At 64.3% G+C, this 22,038-nt stretch carries 23 protein-coding genes and 1 tRNA gene; 9 read left to right on the top strand and 15 right to left on the bottom strand.

From position 1 onward, the window contains the following. Nucleotides 1–14 precede the first annotated feature (14 nt). Nucleotides 15–1,169 (top strand): TAXI family TRAP transporter solute-binding subunit, encoded by a 1,155-nt coding sequence (locus tag QA645_RS01870; protein WP_283047801.1) that lies wholly within the window; start codon nt 15–17, stop codon nt 1,167–1,169. A gap of 44 nt (nt 1,170–1,213) precedes the next feature. On the opposite strand, the gene QA645_RS01865 is transcribed toward QA645_RS01870, so the two are convergent. Together QA645_RS01865 and QA645_RS01860 are read right to left on the bottom strand one after the other, a co-directional pair. Then, the gene (locus tag QA645_RS01865) at nt 1,214–1,594 is read right to left on the bottom strand and encodes a YkvA family protein (RefSeq protein ID WP_254127553.1); all 381 of its coding nucleotides are present in this window, start codon (nt 1,592–1,594) and stop codon (nt 1,214–1,216) included. 89 nt (nt 1,595–1,683) lie between these two features. After that, nucleotides 1,684–1,986, bottom strand: coding sequence for a 4a-hydroxytetrahydrobiopterin dehydratase (locus tag QA645_RS01860; RefSeq protein ID WP_283047799.1), 303 nt, complete (start codon nt 1,984–1,986; stop codon nt 1,684–1,686). Nucleotides 1,987–2,137: 151 nt separating this feature from the next. Here QA645_RS01860 and QA645_RS01855 point away from each other — a divergent pair, with 151 nt between their 5' ends. After that, a complete protein-coding gene (locus QA645_RS01855) occupies nt 2,138–3,583 on the top strand; it encodes a TAXI family TRAP transporter solute-binding subunit (RefSeq protein WP_254191264.1) in 1,446 nt (481 codons plus the stop codon). 108 nt (nt 3,584–3,691) lie between these two features. Next, entirely contained in the window at nt 3,692–5,239 is a 1,548-nt protein-coding gene (locus QA645_RS01850; RefSeq protein WP_283047797.1) for an alkaline phosphatase D family protein, read from the top strand. 13 nt (nt 5,240–5,252) lie between these two features. Here the strand turns inward: QA645_RS01850 and QA645_RS01845 are convergent, their stop codons facing one another. Further along, the gene (locus QA645_RS01845) at nt 5,253–5,636 is read right to left on the bottom strand and encodes a response regulator (RefSeq protein ID WP_283047795.1); all 384 of its coding nucleotides are present in this window, start codon (nt 5,634–5,636) and stop codon (nt 5,253–5,255) included. Between the two features lie 190 nt (nt 5,637–5,826). On the opposite strand from QA645_RS01845, the gene QA645_RS01840 reads away from it, so the two are divergent. The 3 genes from QA645_RS01840 to QA645_RS01830 all read left to right on the top strand — a co-directional run bounded on the left by QA645_RS01840 (nt 5,827) and on the right by QA645_RS01830 (nt 10,150). Then, nucleotides 5,827–6,603 carry a Crp/Fnr family transcriptional regulator gene (locus QA645_RS01840; protein ID WP_254191261.1) on the top strand — a complete coding sequence of 259 codons (777 nt, stop codon included), beginning with the start codon at nt 5,827–5,829 and terminating at the stop codon, nt 6,601–6,603. A gap of 290 nt (nt 6,604–6,893) precedes the next feature. Then, on the top strand, nt 6,894–8,720 hold the full coding sequence (gene typA, locus QA645_RS01835; protein ID WP_254127539.1) for a translational GTPase TypA: 1,827 nt from the start codon (nt 6,894–6,896) through the stop codon (nt 8,718–8,720). A gap of 191 nt (nt 8,721–8,911) precedes the next feature. Beyond that, nucleotides 8,912–10,150 (top strand): NAD(P)/FAD-dependent oxidoreductase, encoded by a 1,239-nt coding sequence (locus QA645_RS01830; RefSeq protein ID WP_283047792.1) that lies wholly within the window; start codon nt 8,912–8,914, stop codon nt 10,148–10,150. A gap of 179 nt (nt 10,151–10,329) precedes the next feature. Here QA645_RS01830 and QA645_RS01825 read toward each other — a convergent pair whose 3' ends face one another. Genes QA645_RS01825 through QA645_RS01810 form a run of 4 tightly spaced genes read right to left on the bottom strand, consistent with a single transcriptional unit; the run spans nt 10,330 to nt 13,428 of the window. Next, complete coding sequence (locus QA645_RS01825; RefSeq protein ID WP_283047791.1) at nt 10,330–10,737, bottom strand: thiol-disulfide oxidoreductase DCC family protein; 408 nt, start codon at nt 10,735–10,737, stop codon at nt 10,330–10,332. Further along, nucleotides 10,737–12,056 (bottom strand): SDR family oxidoreductase, encoded by a 1,320-nt coding sequence (locus QA645_RS01820; protein ID WP_283047789.1) that lies wholly within the window; start codon nt 12,054–12,056, stop codon nt 10,737–10,739. Before QA645_RS01820 ends, QA645_RS01825 begins: the two co-directional genes overlap by 1 nt. A gap of 8 nt (nt 12,057–12,064) precedes the next feature. Beyond that, nucleotides 12,065–12,532, bottom strand: coding sequence for a DUF2269 domain-containing protein (locus QA645_RS01815; protein ID WP_283047787.1), 468 nt, complete (start codon nt 12,530–12,532; stop codon nt 12,065–12,067). Next, on the bottom strand, nt 12,529–13,428 hold the full coding sequence (locus QA645_RS01810) for an alpha/beta fold hydrolase (RefSeq protein WP_283047785.1): 900 nt from the start codon (nt 13,426–13,428) through the stop codon (nt 12,529–12,531). The genes QA645_RS01815 and QA645_RS01810 overlap by 4 nt, the downstream gene beginning before the upstream one ends. A 266-nt stretch (nt 13,429–13,694) precedes the next feature. Between QA645_RS01810 and QA645_RS01805 the strand changes: the two genes are divergently transcribed. Further along, nucleotides 13,695–14,204, top strand: coding sequence for a GNAT family N-acetyltransferase (locus tag QA645_RS01805; RefSeq protein WP_027533231.1), 510 nt, complete (start codon nt 13,695–13,697; stop codon nt 14,202–14,204). Between the two features lie 183 nt (nt 14,205–14,387). Beyond that, a complete protein-coding gene (ppa, locus tag QA645_RS01800; protein WP_254127520.1) occupies nt 14,388–14,924 on the top strand; it encodes an inorganic diphosphatase in 537 nt (178 codons plus the stop codon). A 35-nt stretch (nt 14,925–14,959) separates the two neighbouring features. On the opposite strand, the gene folD is transcribed toward ppa, so the two are convergent. Genes folD through QA645_RS01785 form a run of 3 tightly spaced genes read right to left on the bottom strand, consistent with a single transcriptional unit; the run spans nt 14,960 to nt 16,517 of the window. After that, entirely contained in the window at nt 14,960–15,844 is an 885-nt protein-coding gene (folD, locus tag QA645_RS01795; RefSeq protein WP_283047779.1) for a bifunctional methylenetetrahydrofolate dehydrogenase/methenyltetrahydrofolate cyclohydrolase FolD, read from the bottom strand. 1 nt (nt 15,845) lies between these two features. Further along, on the bottom strand, nt 15,846–16,178 hold the full coding sequence (locus QA645_RS01790; protein WP_283047778.1) for a DUF167 domain-containing protein: 333 nt from the start codon (nt 16,176–16,178) through the stop codon (nt 15,846–15,848). Nucleotides 16,179–16,226: 48 nt separating this feature from the next. Next, on the bottom strand, nt 16,227–16,517 hold the full coding sequence (locus QA645_RS01785) for a YggT family protein (protein WP_148752825.1): 291 nt from the start codon (nt 16,515–16,517) through the stop codon (nt 16,227–16,229). 209 nt (nt 16,518–16,726) lie between these two features. Here QA645_RS01785 and QA645_RS01780 point away from each other — a divergent pair. Beyond that, a tRNA-Ala gene (locus tag QA645_RS01780) sits at nt 16,727–16,802 on the top strand. Nucleotides 16,803–16,928: 126 nt separating this feature from the next. On the opposite strand, the gene QA645_RS01775 is transcribed toward QA645_RS01780, so the two are convergent. The 5 genes from QA645_RS01775 to QA645_RS01755 form a co-directional block, all read right to left on the bottom strand. Then, nucleotides 16,929–17,741, bottom strand: a complete 813-nt coding sequence (locus QA645_RS01775) for an enoyl-CoA hydratase (protein WP_283047774.1) — start codon at nt 17,739–17,741, stop codon at nt 16,929–16,931. 124 nt (nt 17,742–17,865) lie between these two features. Continuing rightward, nucleotides 17,866–18,660: a glutamine amidotransferase gene (locus tag QA645_RS01770; RefSeq protein ID WP_283047772.1), complete on the bottom strand. Its 795-nt coding sequence runs from the start codon at nt 18,658–18,660 to the stop codon at nt 17,866–17,868. A 183-nt stretch (nt 18,661–18,843) separates the two neighbouring features. Next, nucleotides 18,844–19,623, bottom strand: coding sequence for an SDR family oxidoreductase (locus QA645_RS01765; RefSeq protein ID WP_254127510.1), 780 nt, complete (start codon nt 19,621–19,623; stop codon nt 18,844–18,846). A gap of 229 nt (nt 19,624–19,852) precedes the next feature. After that, a complete protein-coding gene (locus tag QA645_RS01760; protein WP_254127508.1) occupies nt 19,853–20,341 on the bottom strand; it encodes a TerB family tellurite resistance protein in 489 nt (162 codons plus the stop codon). A 245-nt stretch (nt 20,342–20,586) separates the two neighbouring features. Beyond that, nucleotides 20,587–21,996: an adenylate/guanylate cyclase domain-containing protein gene (locus QA645_RS01755; RefSeq protein ID WP_254127506.1), complete on the bottom strand. Its 1,410-nt coding sequence runs from the start codon at nt 21,994–21,996 to the stop codon at nt 20,587–20,589. Nucleotides 21,997–22,038 lie beyond the last annotated feature (42 nt).

Below are 22,038 nucleotides of genomic sequence, written 5' to 3'. Positions count from 1 at the left end.
GTTCAGGTGACATCATGCGTAACACTTTGAGAATGGCGCTTGCCGCCATCATGACGATCTGTGCCATCGCCGCACGCGCCGAGCAGACCGAATATGACCCGGCCAAAGTCTCGGACAGCCTGAAAGCCATCTTCCAGTTCGGCTCGAGCTCGACCAAGCAGGCGTTGAACGCCAACACCGTCACGCTGATCACCGGCACGATCGGCGGCACCTATGTGCAGTTCGGCGCCGACCTCGCCTCCGTGCTCGACGACGGCAACAAGATCCGCGTCCTGCCGATCGTCGGCCGCGGCTCGGTGCAGAGCGTCGCCGACATCCTGTTCCTTCAGGGCGTCGACCTCGGCGTGGTGCGCGCCGATACGCTCGACTATCTCGAGCGCAAGGGCTTTGCCAAGGACATCAAGCGGCAGTTCACCTATGTGACGAAACTCTACAACGAGGAGATGCAGGTGATCGCGCCGAAATCGGTCGCGACGCTGAAAGACCTCGAAGGCAAGACGGTGAGCGTCGACCTGCCGAATGGCGGCACCTTCGTCACCGCGCTCACCGTGTTCGAGCGGCTCGGGATCAAGGCCAAGTTCGTCTATGTCGAGCAGCGCATCGCGATGGAGAAGCTGAAGGCCGGCGAGATCGATGCCGTGATCGTGGTCGGCGGCAAGCCGTACAAATCGGTTTCGACCTTCGGCAATGACGGTCGCTTTCACCTTGCGAAGGTCGACTATGCCAAGCCGCTCCAGAACGACTATCTGCCGGCGACGCTGACCGCCAAGGACTACCCCAACCTGATCAAGGACGGCGAGAGCGTGGACACTATCGCGGTGCCGGCGGTGCTCGCGGCCTATAATTGGGCGCCCAACACCGAGCGCTATCGCAAGATCGCGCTGTTCGTGGACGCGTTCTTCACCAAATTCCCCGCGCTTCAGAACCCACCGTTCCATCCCAAATGGAAGGAGGTTTCGCTCGCGGCGCCTCTGTCCGGCTGGAACAGGTTGCCGGTGGCGCAGCAATGGCTCGACCGGCACGGCGTCGAGCCGGTGACACAGCAACGCTTCGAAGCGTTCCTGAAGCAGAGCCCGACAGGCGCGAAAGTGTCCGACGCGGACAGGGAAACGCTGTTCAAGCAATTCCAGGCGTGGGATGCGGAGAAGGCGCGGGCGGAGAAGAAGTAGCTTTCTCAAAGTCGTCCTGGCGGAAGCGAGGACGACGCCCGCTTCTACGCCACTTCAGCCTCATCCACCCCGCGCTTGAGCGCAGCGCGCGCGGCCTCGCGATGCTCCGTCGTGATATGGCTGGCGACCATGCGAATGGCCGTCGCGAGCACGGCGGCGTCATCGGTGAAGCCGAGCACCGGCATCACGTCGGGAATGAAGTCGAACGGCAGGATGAAATAGGCGATCGCACCCAGCAGCGACGCCTGGACATGGCGCGGCGTCTGGCGGTCGAACGCACAGTAATAGGCGGCGAGCAGATCTTCGGCAAACGGCAGATGCGCGACGACGCGCTTCAGCTTGCGCCAGAAACGACGACGCACGCTTTCGCGATCTTCCGCGAGCCGATCGGCCGGCTCGAAGCCGACGCTGTGTTCGGCAACCATCTTTGGAAACTCCCGCTCAACCCGGCGCGGCTGAAGGCCGCATCCGACAACGATCACAAGATGGGGATGCGGCTCCGGCCCGCAAGGCGTCAGGCCTGCGTCAGCCTGGCAATCGCGTTCATCGCCGTGGCAAGCTGAACGTCGAGCTTGGTGACGCCGCCGGCGTCATGGGTCGACAGGACCACCTCGACCGTCTTGTAGACATTGCGCCATTCGGGGTGGTGATCCATCTTCTCCGCGACCAGCGCCGCGCGGGTCATGAAGCCGAAAGCCTCGTTGAAATCCTTGAAGACAAAGGTCTTCCCGATCCCTTTGCCGTCCTGGACCTCAGCCCAGCCGGGAATACCCCCTAACGCCTGCTTGCGTGCATCCGCCGATAGAAGCTCTGCCATGGTGACCTCCGTTTTCAGGGGAACTTTACCCTAACACCGTGCTTACGCCCCGGGTTCATGCGGCAATTCGCCGATCCGCTAACCATGACGGAGATGTAACCCTGCGGAACAAGAAATTTGCTACAATTGCGGGCGTAAATCGCCGGCCAAGATGAAACTGAGCCTGAAGCGCCTGTTTGGGAGATCGATGACCGGGGCATCCGACCTGGCCGAAACGCCCTCTCCGCCTTCGCCGCGATCCGCGGCGCGGAAGACGGCGCTCGTGTCGCTGGCGCTGGTGTTCGCCATCGTCGGCGCACTGGTCGGCGGCTACTATTTCGCGATGCGACCGGTGACGCTGAAGATTGCGGTCGGTCCCGCCAATAGCGACGACGTCAAGGTGGTCCAGACGCTGACGCAGGCCTTCGCGCAGAGCAAAGGCTTCGTGCGGTTGCGCCCGATCCAGACCGACGGCGCCACCGCCAGCGCGGACCTGCTCGCCGAGGGCAAGGCCGATCTCGCCATCGTGCGCGGCGATCTCGATGTCCCCAAGAACGCGCAAGCCGTCGCGACGCTGCGCAAGAACGTCGTGGTGCTGTGGTCCGTGCCCGGCAAGGGCAAGAAGAAGGGCGCGAAGATCACCAAGATCGCGCAGCTCGCCGGCCACCGCGTCGGCGTCGTCGGCCGCACCCCGGCCAACGTCAATCTGCTCAAAGTGATCCTGCAGCAATACGGCGTCGATCCCGCCAAGGTCGAGATCGTGCAATTCCCGGCGAGCGAAGTCGCCGAAGCGATCAAGGCCCAGAAGGCCGACGTCTATCTCGCGGCCGGCCCCGTCAACAGCAAGATCACGGCGGACGCGATCGCCGCCTCCGCGAAGGATGGCGGCACGCCGACCTTCCTGGCGATCGATTCGGCGGACGCGATCGCGCAGAACCATCCGGTCTATGAGGCGTCTGAAATCCCGGCCGGCACGTATGGCGGCTCGCCCGATCGTCCCGACGACGAGGTCAAGACCATCAGCTTCTCGCACCACATCGTGGCGCGCAAAGGCCTGTCCGAGACCACGGTCGCGGCCTTCACCCGACAGCTCTTCGCCGTACGCCAGCAATTGCTGACCGATTTCCCGCAAGCCGCGAAGATCGAGACGCCCGATACCGACAAGGATGCGGTGATCCCCGTGCACCCGGGCGCGGCCGCCTTTGTCGACGGCGAGGAGAAGACCTTCCTCGACAAGTACAGCGACTACATCTGGTGGAGCCTGATGGCGCTTTCGGCCACGGGCTCGATCGGCGCCTGGTTCGCGGGCTATCTGAAAAAGGACGAGCGCGACAACAACAGCCATCTGCGCGAACGCCTGCTCGACATGCTCGCCGCCGCGCGCAAGAGCGAGACGGCTGACGAGCTCGACCAGATGCAGGCCGAGGCCGACGAGATCCTGCGCGACACGCTGCGCTGTTACGACCACGGCGCCATCGAGGAAGGCGCACTGACCGCCTTCAACATCGTGCTCGACCAATTCCACGCCGCGGTCGCCGACCGCAAGGCGGTGCTGTTCAGCCTGCCGCAGAACCTGCAGCGCACCGGCGCGCAATTCCGGGCCGCCGGCAACGCATAAGCGCTTGCGCGCGTAATTGCCGCGTCACATTGTCTCAATATAGCCTCGGACTTCATCCTGGCCACCGCCGTCTCGGCGGGCCCGCCGCGCGATATCGAGAGCATCGCCATGAAGATCAAATTCTCCCGCCGCCGTTTCCTCACCACCAGCGCCGGTGCGCTCGGCGCGATCGCGATGCCGCATCTGTCGCGCGCGGCCGACCGGCCTGCGGTCAGCCACGGCGTGCAGTCCGGCGACGTCACCGTCGACGGCGGCGTGGTCTGGGCGCGCACCGACCGGCCCGCGCAGATGCTGGTCGAGGTGGCGACGACGGATACTTTCAAGGATGCCCGCGCGCTGCCGCCGATCGCAGCCCTGCCGGAGAGCGACTTCACCGCGAAGATGCTGGTGGACAATCTTCCTGCCAGCCAGGACATCTTCTACCGCGTCCGCTTCCGCGATCTCTCCCACACCGCCATCGAAGGCGAGCCGGTGGTCGGCCGCTTCCGGACCGCGCCGGCCGACCGCCGCGACGTCAGCTTCGTCTGGGGCGGCGACGTCGCCGGCCAGGGCTGGGGCATCAATCCCGATGACGGCGGCATGGTCACCTTCGCAGCCATGCGCAAGCACCGGCCGGATTTCCTGCTGCATTCCGGCGACACCATCTACGCCGACGGCGTGATCCCCTCCGAGGTCAAGCTTGCCGACGGCAAGGTCTGGAAGAACGTCACCATCCCCGAGAAGGCCAAGGTCGCCGAGACGCTGGACGAGTACCGCGCCGCGCACAAATACAATTTCACCGACGACAATGTTCGCGCCTTCAATGCCGAGGTGCCGATCTTCGTGCAGTGGGACGATCACGAGGTGACCAACAACTGGTCGCTGTCGAAGGATCTGCCGTCGACCTACAAGGTGCGCGACATCTCGCTGCTCGCCGCGCGCGCGGGGCGCGCGTTCCACGAGATGTATCCGATGCGCGAGAGCATCGTCGAACCGGGCCGGGTCTATCGCAAGATCTCCTACGGCCCGCATCTCGACGTGTTCGTGCTCGACGAGCGCAGCTATCGCGGCGGCAATGGCGCCAATCTCGAGACGGAGTACGGACCGGCCAGCTATTTCCTCGGGCCGGAGCAGATGGCCTGGCTGAAGCGCGAACTGCTCAACTCGCGCGCAACGTGGAAGGTGATCGCCTCCGACATGCCGCTCAGCCTGATCGTCTATGACGATGCTACCAACAAAAAGGGCTCGGAAGCGTTCGCGCAAGGCGACGGTCCGGCACGCGGTCGCGAGTTGGAGATCGCCGACATCCTGCGCTTCATCAAGATGGCGCCGATCAGGAACACGGTGTGGCTGACGGCGGACGTGCACTACGCCGCCGCGCACTACTACGATCCGAACAAGGCGCAATTCCAGGATTTCGAGCCGTTCTGGGAATTCGTCTCGGGCCCGCTGCACGCCGGCACGTTCGGTCCGAACGAGCTCGACAACACGTTCGGACCCGAGGTGCGTTTCATCAAGGCGCCGGGCCTCGACAAGCAGAACCTGCCGCCGTCCGCCGGCATGCAGTTCTTCGGTCACGTCAAGATCGACGGTGCCTCCGGCCAGATGACGGTGACGCTGCGCGACCGCGCCGATGTCGCGCTGTGGTCGACCACGCTCGATCCGAAGTTCACCTGAGACTACCGCGCCGTCACACGCCGCGTGCCTGCAACGCCGCCTCCAGCGCATCACTGGAGCACGGCTTTTGAAGCCGCGGACGCACGGCAAATTGCGCCGGGATGCTGGTCTCGGCGCCGTAGCCGGTGACGAAGACAAAGGGAATCTCGAGGGCTGCGAGCCGCTCGGCGATCGCAAAGCTCTTCTCGCGGATCAATTCGACGTCCAGCAGTGCGAAGTCGGGCGCGCGCGTCGTGATCGCATTCAGCGCCTGCGCCACCGAACCCACGGTGCGCACGTTGGTCACGCCAAAGCCGAGCAGTCGATCCTCGAAATCGATCGCGATGATCGGATCATCCTCGACGATCAAGACGTCGGCAGGGATGGCGGCCGCGCCGTCGGGGGAAACGGGTATCATGATCCTGGCTGCTATCGAGGGCTGCATTTTTCTACCGATCTGGACAGCCTCATACCGACGCCTGCGCCCAGCGCATCGGAGGGTTCCCGGAACGAAACTCACCACAGAACAGTTTTGACGTCTGTCCACATGTGCACACAACGGACGGACGGAACTGACTAGAGTTGGGAAGGAGAGCAGGGGATTTGCGATGGACGTGCGGATCAGCAAGACAAACGAGATCGACAGCCGCCCTGCCAACAATCTGCTACGCCGCCTCAATCCGGCGGATTATGCGCTGCTCGCGCCGCATGTTGGCGTTGACAACGTCGGCGCGAACCATTTGCTCTACAGTCCCGGCGACGATGTCCAGGTCGTGCACTTTCCCTGCGGGCCGTCGCTTGCGACGTTCCTCGTCCCGAACGAAGACGGCCGCGATGTCGAGACCATTCTGGTTGGCCGCGAAGGCGCGGTGGGCGGCATCGTCAGCGAGGGATTTCTGCCGGCCTATACCCGCATCTGCGTGAAATTCGGCGGCCCGTTTGCACGCATTCACGTCGGCAAGCTGGAGGCGGCCAAGGCGCGCTCGCCGTCGCTGCGCAACATCTTCGCGCGCTACGCCGACTGCATGCTGGCGCAGATTTTCCAGTCGACGGCCTGCAACGCCATCCACTCGATCGAGCAGCGCACGGCCAAATGGATCATCGCGGCGATGGAGCGGACCGGCGACGAGAGCAGCGTGCCGCTGACGCACGAGCAGCTCGCCACCTTGCTCGGGGTCGGGCGCAGCTACGCCAGCCGCGTGCTGCAATCGTTCAAGGCCGAAGGCGTGCTCGACACCAGGCGCGGCGCGATCCTGGTCCGCAACCACGACGGCCTGCGGCTGCGTGCCTGTCTCTGCAACGACGCCGTGAAGATGCATTTCGAGGAGGTGCTGCGCGGGGTCTATCCGACCGAGGAGACAAACAGCAGCTCCCCCCAGGGCTAGCCGGGGCGGCCGTCCCGCGAATAAAGGGCCGATTTGGCCCACTATCGCCCAAGCTCCGGGGATTCCCGGACAAAATTCAATCAACCAACCCCGAAAGAACGCATTGTTTTTTGGCGTTTTTTCCCTATATTGCGCCGCAAACGCATAGGCTACCCGGTCGATATGGCCGGGTTTCCTTTTAGGGCGTAGCAGGCCCCGTTTTTCACGTTTCAGCGTTGTCCGAGAAGAGGTCCCGGCTTGACCGGCGAGATCGCGCTTAACCCATTGTCCGACCGCAAAGAAGCTCACTCATGAATCTTCGTAACGTCGCCATCATCGCCCACGTCGACCACGGCAAGACGACCCTCGTCGACAAGCTCCTCCAGCAGTCCGGTACGTTCCGCGAGAACCAGAAGGTCACGGATCGCGCCATGGACTCCAACGATCTGGAGCGCGAGCGCGGCATCACCATTCTGGCCAAGGCGGCCTCGGTGCAGTGGAAGGACACCCGCGTCAACATCGTCGACACCCCAGGCCACGCCGATTTCGGCGGTGAGGTCGAGCGCATCCTGAACATGGTCGACGGCGCGCTGGTGCTGGTCGACGCCGCCGAAGGCCCGCTGCCGCAGACCAAGTTCGTGGTCTCCAAGGCGCTCAAGGTCGGCCTCAAGCCGATCGTCGTCATCAACAAGGTCGACCGTCCGGACGCGCGCCCGACCGAAGTCATCAACGAAGTGTTCGACCTGTTCGCGGCGCTCGACGCCAGCGAGGAGCAGCTCGACTTCCCGATCCTCTACGGGTCGGCCAAGCAGGGCTGGATGGCCGAGAGCCCGGAGGGTCCGCAGGACAAGGGCATGGAGCCGCTGTTCGACCTGATCCTGCGCCACGTCGCGCCGCCGAAGGTCGAGGAAGGTCCGTTCAGGATGATCGGCACCATTCTCGAGGCCAACCCCTATCTCGGCCGCATCATCACCGGCCGCATTTCCTCCGGTCAGCTCAAGCCGAACCAGGCGGTCAAGGTGCTGAACGCCGAAGGCAAGCTGGTCGAGTCCGGGCGTATCACCAAGATCCTGGCGTTCCGCGGTCTCGAGCGCACGCCGCTCGAGGAAGCCGAAGCCGGCGACATCGTCGCGATCGCGGGCCTGACCAAGGGCACCGTCGCCGACACCTTCTGCGATCCCACCGTCGAGGTGCCGCTGCCGGCGCAGCCGATCGATCCGCCGACCGTGTCGATGTCGTTCATCGTCAACAACTCCCCGCTCGCCGGCACCGAAGGCGACAAGGTGACGAGCCGCATGATCCGCGATCGTCTGCTGCGCGAAGCCGAGGGTAACGTCGCGTTGCGCGTGGTCGAGGCCGCCGACAAGGACGCGATGGAAGTCTCGGGCCGCGGCGAATTGCAGCTCGCGATCCTGATCGAGACCATGCGCCGCGAGGGCTTTGAGCTCTCGGTGTCGCGCCCGCGCGTCGTGTTCCAGAAGGACGAGGCCACCGGCGGCGCCTTGGAGCCGATCGAGGAGGTCGTGATCGACGTCGACGAGGAGCATTCCGGCGTCGTCGTGCAGAAGATGAGCGAGCGCAAGTCCGAGCTGATCGAGATGAAGCCGTCGGGCGGCAACCGTCAGCGCCTCGTGTTCTACGCGCCGACCCGTGGCCTGATCGGCTACCAGGGCGAACTGCTCACCGACACCCGCGGCACCGCCATCATGAACCGCCTGTTCCACGGCTACGCCCCCTACAAGGGCGAGATCCAGGGCCGCCGCAACGGCGTGCTGATCTCCAACGACCAGGGCGAGGCGGTGGCCTACGCCATGTTCAAGCTGGAAGACCGCGGCCCGATGATGATCGAGCCCGGCTGGAAGGTCTACAAGGGCATGATCGTCGGCGAGCACACCCGCGACAACGATCTCGAGATCAACGTGCTCAAGGGCAAGCAGCTCACCAACATCCGCACGACCTCGAAGGACGAAGCCGTGCGCCTGACCCCGCCGATCCGCATGACCCTCGAAAAGGCGCTGGCCTATATCGAGGACGACGAGCTCGTCGAGGTCACCCCGAAGTCGATCCGCCTGCGCAAGAAGCATCTCGACCCGAACGAGCGCAAGCGCGCCGAAAAGGCCAAGGAAGCGGTGGCGTAAGCCGCCGCACGCCGCGGTGCCGTAGGGTGGGCAAAGCGCAAGCGTGCCCACCACTTTGAATTCCCAATGAACAATGGTGGGCACGGCGCAAGAGCGCCTTTGCCCACCCTACGAAACTGGATCACGCGCTTTCGCGGGTGATGACAGCTCGTGTTGTGGTGGCCCTCCAGCGAACGTGCTAGAGCCCACCCATGTCCTTCCCCTCTTCCGTCGACGTCGCGATCATCGGCGCCGGTGCCGCCGGCCTCGGCGCAGCGCACGCGCTGGCAGGCTCCGGCCGCTCCGTGATCGTGCTGGAGGCGCGCGACCGGCTCGGCGGCCGCGCCTGGACCGTGCAGGCCTCGCCTGAGGTCACTTTCGACGTCGGCTGCGGCTGGCTGCACTCGGCCGACAAGAACTCCTTCGCTCCCATCGCACGCGCGCTCGGCTTCGAGCTCAACAAGGACCTGCCGCCCTGGCGCGAGCGCGCCTATGGCAATGCGTTTCCGCAAAGCGACCGCGACGACTTCATGTGCGCGATGGACGCGTTCTACGAGCGGCTCTGGCAGGCCGCGCAGAAGGGCATGGATCAGCCCGCGAGCCTGAGCCTCGAGCCCGGCAATCGCTGGAATCCGATGATCGACGCGATCTCGACCTATATCAACGGCTGCGAACTCAAGGACATGTCGACGCTCGACTGGGACGCCTACGAGGACAGCGAGCTCAACTGGCGCGTCCGCCGCGGCTATGGTGCGCTGGTTGCGGCCTATGGCGCACCATGTCCCGTCGCGCTGAACTGCAACGTCACGCTGATCGATCATTCGAGCAAGCACGTTCGCATCGAGACATCACAGGGCACGCTGACCGCAGCCAAGGTGATCGTCACCGTGCCGACCAACCTCATCGCCGATGAGGCGATCCGTTTCTCGCCGCCCCTGCCGGTCAAAGTCGATGCCGCGCGCGGCCTGCCGCTCGGCGTCGACGACAAGGTGACACTGGCACTCGACGATGCCGAAGCCTTCCCGAAGGAAGGCAATTTGCGCGGCGCCACCATGCGCACCGAAATGGGCACCTACCACATCCGCCCGTTCGGCCAGCCCTGCATCGAAGGCTTTTTCGGCGGCAGCTTTGCACGTCAACTCGAAGCCGCCGGCGAAGGCGCCATCGCCGCGCACAGCATCGACGAGATCGCGGGCTTCCTCGGCAACGACATCCGCCGCAAGCTGAAGCCGCTGTACGAGTCGCGCTGGGGGCATGATCCGTTCGCGCGAGGCTCCTATTCGCACGCGCTGCCGGGGCATGCGGGGGACCGCGCGGTGCTGGCCGCACCGGTGGATGGACGGTTGTTCTTCGCGGGCGAGGCGACCTCGCCGAATTTCTTCACGACGGCGCATGGCGCGCGGGATAGCGGGGAGCGGGCAGCGAAGGAAGTTTTAGCTGCGAAGCGCTAGCCTATCCCCAGCGTCGTCCCGGCGAAGGCCGGGACCCATACCGCGTAATCTCTGGATGAACCTCGATCGCAGTACCGCGGATTGATGCCTTAACTTCTAGCCTTCGCCAAACTCAGGCCTGTGGTTATGGGTCCCGGCCTTCGCCGGGACGACATCGGGTTTGTGGCGCCGCTATCGAGTCACTCGATCACCCTTGCCCGTAAATCTGCATCCGGCACGAAACACACCTCGTACTTGCCAAAGATGCGATAACGGTTGTGCGCGATGAGGCTGTAGGCCGCATTCCGTAGCGGTTTTGGCACGGCAAACAGGACTCGCGTCCAGCCCCAGCCGGGAAGCAGCGAGAGCACCGTCAGCGCGGCATCGGACTTCATGAACACCTCGCCGCTGTGAACGACGGCGTTCGTATCAGGATCATCCGGATCGATACCGAACGTCCGTGCGAACTTCGCGCCATAATCCGACTGGATCGGCGTGAATCGAAACCGCTTTGCCGTGTCGCGCTGCGCGACGAATCGGACCCAGCGCGAGCAGAAGATGCAGACGCCGTCGAACAGGATCACGTCGTCGTCAGGCCATTTCGGCATCAGCGATTATCCAGCATCAGAAGTGCGACCAGCATGAGCACGATAGCCGGCCCTGTTTTTACCAGCGCGCCGAGCGGCTCGATCCAGAGGTCGGGCGTCAGGATCGCTGCGCCGAACATATAGCAGAGTGAGGCGACGATGCCCGCAACGAGCCCGACCGCAGCCGTGCGGCGGAAGGCGATCAGCACGCCGATGCTCATGTCCATCAGGCTGGTGCCGATGGTGATGGGAGCGACCAGCGCCGGCGGGAAGCTGTGCGCGGTGAGAATCCCGGCGGCGGCATGATACGACACGAACAGCGCGATGAAGCCGGAGGCGATCCAGAACACGACGAGGCTCGCAAAGATCAGCGCCTTGACCAGGAACAGCCGCGCGAACCACTTATCCTGGATGGTGGCGGGATGATGCCCGATCGTCTCAGCCAGCGTCTTCGGCACGATGCCGGTCGCGGCGATCCACGCCGAGGGATCACCGCTCACGCCGCGGCGCAGCTCGGCGATGGCGGTGGAGCGCATCGGGGGCATCCAGCCGAGGTAATTGGCGAGATCGCCAATTCTTGCGCCGAGATCGAGCATGAAGAACGGCATCGCGACATGCGGCCAGCCGGCCGTGCCGAACGCATGCCGGAACTGCTTGACGACAGCGGCCATCGTGATCGGCTCGGATTGCATCAGGTCCCAGCTCACCGCTTTCACGGATGCATCGTCGATCTCGCGCACGGCGAGCCAGGCGATGGTGGCCGAAATATCCTCGACCGCGACCGACTGGAATCGTGTTGCCATCTCCTTATCCGGCAGATCGAGCGGAAAGGCGGCGAGGGCGCGCAGCATGGCGCTGCCGCCATAGGCCGACGGTGCGACCACGAAGCCGGGCCGCAGGATGGCGTGAGAAATGTGGGACGTCGCAATCAGGCGCTCGGCCTCACGCTTGGTCGTCGCGAAGGCGGTGCGATCGGCTTCGGCCGTTCCGGGAATCGAGATGTGCACCAGCCGGATCGCACGACCGCTGCCGGCGATGGCCTGAAGCAGGCGCGCGACGAAATCGCGATGCACGGCACTGGTATCGCTGCCTGGGCCATCCTGAAGCACCCCGAGGCAGTTCACCACGACATCCACGTCATGCTCGCTCAGCAGGCGTGTCAGCGCGGAGGCGTCGAGGTTGAGGATCGGCAGCGCGATATCGAGCGCACTCATTGCCTGCGCGGGCGACAGGCTGCGCGCCAGACCGACCACGCGAAACCCTCGCGCGCGCAGATCGTCGGTGACGAAGCGGCCGATCAGGCCGGAGGCGCCGAGCACCAAAATGGTTCGCTGGTTCATCGCGTCCTTCAAAACGGTTTTGCGATCATCAGCCAGAGGATCGCCATCGTGGCGCCGAAGCCGGGGAAGCCGAACGCGAACCAGCGGCGGAACAGGGTGAAATAGCGCTGCGGCAGCGCCATGCGCTGCTCGGCGGCCTTGCGCGCGAGATCGCGCATCTCGATCTGCATGAAGACGACGGGGATCCAGAACAAGCCTGCAAAGATGTACAGCGCGAGCGAGGCCAGCAGCCAGCGCTCGGTGATCGGCGTCGCCGAGAGCATCATCAGCAGGCCGCCCGTGACCGGCTGCAGGATCACGGCCGACAGCGTGAAGATCGCATCCGCAATCACCACCACGGACGCCGTGCGCGCGATGAACGCCGCGTCGTTGGTGCGATGGGCCATCAGCATGAAGAAGGCGATGCCGGTTCCGGTGCCGAGGATGACGATGGCGCCGAGCACGTGCAGATATTTGACCAGGAAATACAGCGTCATGGCTTCTTGGTCGCCACAGGCTTTGGCAGGTTCAGCGCGCGCGCGAGCTCGCTGCTTGCGGCCTGGACGCCGGCATCCAGCTCGATCATCCAGTGGCCCTCACTGCCCACGGCCGGCAGGATGCGGACATCGTCCTTGCCGCCGCCGCCGCGAAACGCATTCGCGATCTCTTTCGAAAAGGCCGGTGTAAAATAACTGTCATTGGCTGCGACCAGCGATGTGACGGGAATGCGCGCCGCCTTGCCGAATTCGGCCGCAGCCGCGAGCAGCGTATGGGGCGCGCAAACCTTGTTCGGTTCGTCATTGGCGTGACCGCCGCGTCCGGGCGCAAACGCAATGATGGCGGAGATCGTCTTCGGATCGGCATCGGCAAGCGCCAGCGCGCCCCAGCCGCCTGCGGAATGTCCGATCACGACGGCTGCATCCTTGCGGATAAAATCCTGCTTCTGCAGATAGTCCAGCGCCAGCGAAATTTCCTCAGCGGTGGCGCGGCCGGCGCGGGCGTAGTCCGCTTCGTCGCAGCCGCCCTGATCCTCGACATAGCGGCCACCGGTCGCGCCATGGCCCAGCCGCTCCGGCACCAGCACGGCAAAGCCGCGCGCGACGAGAAACGCTGCGAGCGCGCGATATTCCGGCTGCGGCATTTGCGCGCGACGCAGCACGTTCTGCGTCGATGCATGCGCGATCACCGCAAGCCGGAACGGACCGCTACCTGCGGGACGAAACAGCAGCGCGCGCGCGGCAATGTCGGTATCCGGCGACGGCACCCGCCATTCCTGGCGGCGGAACGGCGCGCTCTCCGCGCCCGATGCCCCGAACGTGATCTGCGCGCACACAGGCGACGCCGTCAGCAGGACCAGCAGAGACAGGAGCGCAGTTGTGTTGAAGAGCCGCATGAATGGCCGAGGGCGAACACGGATAGTGCAGGCGAGACTAATCGGAACGAATCACTCTGGGCGGACTTTCTGCGTTGCCATCGGCGTTCATTCGTTGAGACCGCGGAGTTTTGCACCGGTGCATGGCAGTCCATTGCCGCACGAAATGGCGTCTTGTCTTTTTTCGGTACAACATGGTTAAAATACTGATGCAGAAAGTCCACACGTTAACCGATAATTAACGATAGGTCTTGCCGCCGGCGCGGCGACTTGGTTTGATCACGCCCATGAGCACAACCCTGATCGAGGTCCGGCCGGCCAAAGCTGCAGATGCAACTGCGGTGGCGTCCACCCATGACGAAGCCTGGCGTTCCGCCTATCAGGGCATCATTCCCGGCGCCGAGCTGGAGAAGCTGATCAACCGCCGCGGTCCGCAATGGTGGGACAGCGCGATCCGCAAGGGCAGCCGCGTCAGCGTGCTGGTGTTCGGCGACAAGATCGCAGGCTACGCCAACTACGGTCGCAACCGCGCCCGCAGCCTGCATTTCGACGGCGAGATCTACGAGCTCTACCTGCGTCCGGAATTCCAGGGCCTCGGCTTCGGCCGCCGCCTGTTCACCGCCGCGCGCCGCGACCTCATGCAGAGCAATCTGAAGAGCATGGTGGTGTGGGCGCTCTCGGACAACGATCCCGCGACCGAGTTCTACCGGGCGCTGGGCGGCCGCATGGTGGCGCGCTCCTCGGAGCGGTTCGGGCCGAAGTCGCTCGACAAGGTTGCCTTCGCTTGGACCAATTGAGCTGCTGAAAGCTTAATCGGCAGTGCTATCCATCCGTCGATACCGTCCGCCTGCTGCGCCGGTGATCGCTGGATTCATTATTTCACAAAAACACGATGGATCAGCGGGCCAAGCCCGCGTATGACAGCGCCGAAAATCGCTGCCGGGCGAGATTTAACTTCGGCAAATAACGGAGCCTTTCTAATGCGTATCGATGCGGTCTCGATCGGAAAAAACGTCCCCGAGGACGTCAATGTCATCATCGAAGTCCCCGTGGGCGGCGAGCCGATCAAATACGAGATGGACAAGGAAGCCGGCACGCTCGTCGTCGACCGCTTCCTCTACACGCCGATGCGTTACCCCGGCAATTACGGCTTCATCCCGCACACCCTGTCGGATGACGGCGATCCCTGCGACGTGCTGATCATCAACACCCGCGCCATCATTCCCGGCGCCGTCATGAGCGTGCGCCCGGTCGGCGTGCTGTTCATGGAAGACGAGGCCGGCGGCGACGAGAAGATTCTGGCGGTGCCGTCGTCGAAGCTGACGCAGCGCTACGACAAGGTGAAGTCGTATTCCGACCTGCCCGACATCACGCTGCAGCAGATCCAGCACTTCTTCGAGCACTACAAGGATCTCGAGAAGGGCAAGTGGGTGAAGATCACGCGCTGGGGCGGCCCCGAGGAAGCCCAGAAGCTGATCCTCGAAGGCATCGAGCGCGAGAAGAAAAAGAAGGCGTAAGCCTTGCTCCCTCGCCCCGCTTGCGGGGCGAGGTGCTACACCGCCGGCTTCGGCAGGCCCGCGATCGCGCAAGCCGCGCGCAGCGTATTGACGAGCAGGCAGGCGACCGTCATCTGGCCGACGCCGCCCGGCACCGGCGTCACCGCACCGGCCACGCCCAGCGCTTCCTGATAGGCGACATCGCCGACGAGGCGGGTCTTGCCGTCGTCCTTCGGAATCCGGTTGATGCCGATATCGATCACGGTCGCACCCGGCTTGAGCCAGTCGCCGCGCACCATCTCGGGCCTGCCGACAGCCGCGTAGACGAGATCGGCCTGCTTGACGATCCCGGGCAGGTCGCGCGAGCGCGAATGCGCGATCGTCACCGTCGCGTTCTCGTTCAGCAGCAATTGCACCAGCGGGCGACCGACCAGATTGGAGCGGCCGATCACGACGGCATTCATGCCTTCGAGAGACGGGTGCACGCTCTTGGTCAGGATGATGCAGCCGAGCGGCGTGCAGGGCGACAGCGCCTCGAAGCCTCCGGCCAACCGCCCGGCATTGTTCGGATGCAGGCCATCGACATCCTTGGCGGGATCGATGGCATTGATCACGGCCTCGGTGTTCAGCCCCTTGGGCAGCGGCAGTTGCACGAGGATGCCGTGCACGGCGGGATCGCGGTTGAGCTTTGCGACCACCGCCAGCAGATCGGCCTGCGAAACGTCGGCCGGCAGCCTGTGCTCGAACGAGGCCATGCAGGCGGCTTGCGTCTGCGTATGCTTGGAGCGGACATAGACTTCACTGGCGGGGTCGTTGCCGACCAGAACCACTGCGAGGCCCGGCACCAGATTGTGCTCGCGCTTGACGCGGGCGACCTCGTCCGCGACGCGGGCGCGAAGGTCTGCCGCGATGACCTTTCCATCGATGATCTTGGCCGTCATGTCAGTTCCCTTGGTCTGTCGATTTGACGGAAGCGAGCTCGTGCAACGCCTCGGTAAGCCGTGCGGGATCACCCGCGACCGCGATTTGCTTCAGCCGCGACGTCGCCCCCGACAAGAGACTGACGCTGGCCTTGGGCACGCCGAGCGACTTCGCCAGCAGCGCCAGAACCGCGCGATTGGCCTCGCCGCCATCGGCGATGGCCCGCACCCGCACCTTTAACACGCTGCGGCCGTCGGAGAGCTGCTCGATCCCTTCGATGCCGTCACGCCCGCCACGCGGCGTCACGCGCAATGCGATGCTGACGCCCGTGGTGGAGGCACGCCAAGGAACCATCAAGGAACCATCAAGGGACCATCGAGGCTCCGCCACGGTTCCGCCGGGCTACGGCACGTTCGGATAGACGTACTCGGCAAGATAGAGCTGGATCAGCCAGAGCACGAAGAAGGCGACGATCGGAGACAGATCGAGCCCGCCCATCGCGGGCAGCCTGCGCCGAATCGGACCCAAGACCGGCTCGGTAATCCGATAGAGAAACTCCCACACGGCACCGACGAACTGGTTGCGCGTGTTGACGACGTTGAACGCGATCAACCAGGACAGGATTGCCGATGCGATCAGCAGGTAGATGTAGAGATTGATGATCTGGATCAGAATGAAGACTATCGGGCGCATCAGCGAAACACTCTCTGGGCCTGTGTCGTTGGTCGGCGTTTGGGGTGGTGTTTAGGTTGTCTTGGCTAGATATCGGTTCCCCCCGGCCCAAACAAGGGAAGTCGGTGCCCGGATGGCTAAAACCGGGTTACACCCGTCCTTGACTTGACCTTGGCGGGGACTTAAATGGCGCCCGGTTGTCGGCCGCGTTTACCAGAGCGGCCAGCAAAGGGGCCATAGCTCAGCTGGGAGAGCGCGTCGTTCGCAATGACGAGGTCGGCGGTTCGATCCCGCCTGGCTCCACCAGCCTTAGCTCGCTTCGCGAGCTACGGCTCGGCAAGCCAGCTTGGCTGCTTCGTAGCGAAGTGAGCGAAGGCTGCCGCGCCGAAGCCCGCAGGGCGAAGGCGGGCTCTATCGACAGCTCCTCTCCCCCTACTTCCCCGTAAACCTCGGCGGCCGCTTCTCCATGAAGCTCGCGACGCCCTCGCGGAAATCGCTCCCGTTCAGCGCCACCATCATCTCCCGGTTGGCCTCGATGGTTGCCTCGGCCAGGGTCTGGAACGGTACCTCGTAGAGTTGGCGCTTGATCACGGCCATCGCGCTCGGCGAAACCATGTCGGCGAGGTCGCGGGCATAGGCGTAAGTCTCCTCGCGCAGCTTTTCGGGCGAGCAGAGCCGGTTGACCAACCCGATTCGAAGTGCCTCTTCGCTCGGAACACGGCGCGCCGAGAGCAGCAGATCCATCGCATTGGCGTGACCGACGATGCGCGGCAGCATCCAGCTGATGCCGTGCTCGGCAATCAGGCCGCGCCGCGCGAAGGCCGTCGTAAACACGGTGTTGTCGGCGGCAAAGCGCAGATCGCAATAGAGTGCGTGGACAAGCCCGATGCCGGCGGTCGCGCCGTTGAGCATCGCAATGACCGGCTTGCCGATCGACGGATAGAAGCCATAGCGCGTTTGCCAATCCGGCCGACGGTTCATGTCGAACGGCGGCAGGTTCGAGGCGCGCCTGACGTCGTTGGGATCGAGCCCTTTCAGCGCATCCATGTCGGCGCCGGCGCAGAAGGCGCGGCCCGCCCCTGTCAGCACGATGACGCGGACATTGTCATCGGCGCTTGCGGTTTCCATCGCGTGGCGCACGTCGCGCTCCATCACCGGCGTCCACGCATTCATCCGGTCGGGGCGATTGAGTGTGATGGTCGCGATCCGGTCGCTCACCTCGTAGAGAATATGCTCATAGGCCATCGCGCTCTCCCTTTGTCTCGGCACGCGTTCGCGCGTGCTCGTTGGCTGCGAGCCTAGCATATCCAGGGATGAGGCAAGGACTTGCGCCAAGGACTTATGCCAAGGACCTGCGCAATAGCGCGATCTACTCGGCGGCTTGCGCCAGCACCGGGCGGCGCGTCAGCCAGCCGCGGATGAAGTGGTCGAGCCAGGCGCGTTCCGCGGCGTCATGGACTGCGCGATCTGCAAAATGATGATGCCGTTCGCGCGCGCCGGGCGCGCTGAGACCGTCATAGCCGCGCGTGGTCCAGCAATGCATCATCGCGTAGGTCACGTCGGGATGAAACTGCACGCCGAAGGCGTTGCCGGTGCGGAACGCCTGGATCGGGAAATCATCGCCTTCCGCCAGCAATTCGGCACCGCGCGGCAACTGAAATCCTTCGCGATGCCAGTGATACACCTGCGCCGGCCAGTCCGGGCAGAGCGCGCGGCCGGCCGCAGTCGGGCGGATCGGATAGTAGCCGATCTGGGTCAGCGCCTGCGCATGCGGCGCGACGCGTGCGCCGAGCTGCATCGCCAGCATCTGCGCGCCCAGGCAGATGCCGAGGAACGGCCGCTGCTCGCGAAGTGGAATTTCGATCCAGTCGATCTCGCGGCGAACGTAGTCGTCGGGATCATTGGCGCTCATCGGGCCGCCGAAGACCACCGCGCCGGCATGCCGGTCGAGCGTGTCGGGCAGGGGATCGCCGAAGCGTGGCCTGCGAATATCGAGGCGGTGGCCGAGCGCGCGCAGCGCATTGCCGACGCGGCCGGGTGTCGAGGATTCCTGGTGCAGGACGATCAGAACCGGCAGGAGGGGTTCGGAGGCGGCCGCGCTCGGCGTCCTTCCGGGGAAGGGCACCACCTCTGCGCCACCAAACCTGTCCGTCCGAAACGACATGGCCTCTGCGAGTGCTATCGGTTCAAGCCGCCAGCATAGCTAAGCGACGGTTAACATCGTGTGAGTTTGCGCACACGCGCACCGATATTGAAGCAAGCTCCGGGCCACTACGGGGGCTTTGCAGAGCGTTTTCGAGCGAAGTGGGCACCGGCTCGCGTGAAGAAAACGCGTCAAAGCAAGAATCTAATGCCTCTGCCGCTGAAACCGGCTGGTGGCGGACAGGATGAAGCCGCGCGGGAAGAAGCGCAGCGCGAACGGTACGATCTTGATACCGAGACCGGGCAGCACTGCCCGTTTGTTCGCCATCAGGCCACGATAGGCCTGCTGTGCGACATCGGCGGCCGGGACATTGAGAATCGCCGTATCGTGGCCGGCGCCAACGCCGGCGCGCCCCTGGAATTCGGTCTGCACCGGTCCCGGGCACAGCACGGTGACGCGAACGCCGCGCGGCGCGAGCTCCGCCCGCAAGGCCTCGGTGAGCGAAATCACATAGGCCTTGGACGCGTAATAGACCGCCATGCCGGGTCCCGGCAGGAAGCCCGCGACGGAGCCGACATTGAGCAGGCCGCCCTTGTTCCTGATGAGCTGGTCGGCAAAGCGCAGCGACAGGTCGGTCAACGCGCGGACGTTGACGTCGACGATGCCGACCTGCTCGTCGCGGTCGCGCTCGATGGCGTCACCGAACACGCCGAATCCGGCATTGTTGACGAGATTGTCGAGCTCGACCTCTTCGGCAGCGAGTGCGGCGGCGATCCTTTCGCCGGCATCGGCCTGCTGCAGATCGCAGGCGATCACGATCGGCTTCTTGCCGCACTTGGAGGTGAGCTCGTTTGCGAGCGCCTCAAGCCGGTCGGCACGTCGCGCCGTCAGCGCGAGCCGGTGTCCGTTCGCGGCAAATACACGCGCCAGCTCCGTGCCGATGCCTGCCGAGGCACCGGTGATCAACGTTACCCGCTCAGTCACGATCGCAGTCTCTTGAATTGAAGTTTTTTGGCCCCGTAATGGCGGAACTGGAGCATAGGCCACACGCGACAGGCAAGCGGCGCCGGCGGCATGGCGGCCTGAGCGGGCAACAGGGAGCGGCAAAAACGGCGGATTTACAGGGGATTCCGGAACCGGGAGGTCCGGTGGTCACATTAAAGTTTCGTCATGTGGTCCATACAACCAGGAATCATGCCGCGCTGGCGATCGTTCAGCCGCCGACGGCGTTGTCCTTGACCTGACCGCCGGCGCGCTCCGCGACGGCATGCTTCAGATCGATCCGGTCGCGCTGGGAGATCCCGAGCAGGTCGGAGGCACGCCAGACGACGTTGTCCTCGAACTCGGTGACCTGGCCGTCGGCATAGACCAGCTCCCACATCATCTGGACGATGCGCTTGCGGCCCTCTTCGTCGAGCGAGCGCATGATCACGCTGGTAAAGTGATAGAGATCGACAGCCTCGCCCTCGACCTGGGTCGCATCCGCAATCAGCCGGTCAGCCGTGCCCCGATCGAGCTTGAAATGGCTTTCGATCAGATTGTGCAGCTTGCTCTGCTCGGCCTGCGTCGGCTGGCCGTCAAGCGAAACCACGTGGACCAGCAGCGCGGTGGCCGCCAGCCGATAATCGCTGTCGCCGAAGGCGCGGTCCTGGGCGTGAGGTGCAACAATGTCGGCGATGAACTGGCGCAGGCCGTCGAGCATAAGATCCTACCGAAATCGATGGCGCGGCGAGGCCGCTACCAGCCTTATATGAGCGGAAACCCAACCGGCGCAACGTGCGTCAGTGCCGCGCGCTGATTACGTTTCGGCAATCTGGATGACGGTATTCCGGCGAAGGCCGGGATCCATAACCACAGGCCACCGTGTGGCGAAGGCTCTGGCAACGACCATCCTGCCCATTTCAGAAATCACGCGGTATGGGTCCCGGCCTTCGCCGGGACGACCAACTACGGTATCTCGTACACCACCATCTTGTCGGCGATGCCGCGCAGCGCCGCCTGCTTCTGGATCGGCTTGATGGCGCGCTGCTGCAGAACCTCGGCGACCGCCGGCGCATCCAGCACCGGGCCGGTGATATGGATCTCCTGCGCGGTCGACAGGCTCTGCACACGCGCGGCGATGTTGACGGTCTGGCCGAAATAATCCTGCCGCTCGTTGAGCATCACCGCGAGGCACGGGCCTTCATGGATGCCGATCTTGACGATGAGATCATCGGTGCCGCGCTGCTTGTTGAGCTCATCCATCGCCGCCCGCATCCGCAGGCCCGCGACGATGGCATGCTCGGGACGGACGAAGGTGGCCATCACGGCATCGCCGATCGTCTTCACCACCGCACCCTTCTCGGACGAGATGATCTCGAGCAGCGCGTGGAAATGCGCACGCACGAGATCGAAGGCGGCGAGATCGCCGACGCGTTCGTAGAGCGCGGTCGAGCCCTTCAGGTCGGTGAACAGGAAGGTCAGCGAGGTGATCTGGAGCCGCTGGTCGAGACTGAGATTGTCAGCCTTGAAGACATCGCGAAACGTCTGGTTCGACAGCATGCGCTTGGCGGTGAGGAACGGCTTGCGCTGCCCGATCAGATGATGGAGCGCCTCGGCCGCGATGAACACCGACGGCAGCACGCGCACGCCGGCCTGGTTCTCCAGCGACAGCCGCAGCGGCCCCGGCCGCATCGTCGTGGTTCCCGTCGGCGCCTGCACCTTGTTGTACATGATCGAGAGCTGCTGGCGGTCCTTGGTCGGCTCGCCCTGGACGTCGATGAACTGGGCGGCGTGGGTCACCGGCTCGAAGATGATGATGAAGTCGTTCGGGAGTTGCAGCGACATCGTCGCCTTCTCCCCGGCCGGTAACTCCATCGTATCCAGCGTCACCTCGTTGGCCAGTGTCGCAAACGATTCCTTGTTGAAGTCGACACCGGAGCTCCAGAACACCTGCTTGAAATACTCCCACACCGGAAGCGTATCGGGATCGTGCGCGGCGATCCGCCGGACGCGCGGATTCACGGTGAAGGAGACTTCGACCTGATCGTCGACCGAGGCCTTGTAGCCGCAGGCGCAGAGCGCGCAGTGATAATCGTCCGGCTTGAGCGCCTTCAGCGTCGTATGGGCGCCAAGCACGCCGCCGCAGCCGGGGCACAGCACGTTCCAGCCGAGATCGAACAACCCGAGCCGCGCCGAATGCAGGAAGGTGGAGATCGCGTGCTCTTCATCGACGCCGTGCTGCGTGGCGAAGTCGAGCACATTGACGCGGTTGAGCTCGTGATCCTCACCATCCTTGATGAGGCGCGCAATCGCATCGACCACCTTTGCGTCGGCGGTCTGCTTCAGAACGGATAGCTGGGCCTGGATGTCGCTCATGACGCAACTCTATTTGGGGTGGATCACGCCGAGGGCCAGAAC

Origin of the sequence: Bradyrhizobium sp. CIAT3101 (assembly GCF_029714945.1) — a bacterium.
Classification (GTDB): domain Bacteria; phylum Pseudomonadota; class Alphaproteobacteria; order Rhizobiales; family Xanthobacteraceae; genus Bradyrhizobium.
Note: the sequence above shows the minus strand (reverse complement) of the source record. Positions and strands in the feature narration are given on the sequence as shown.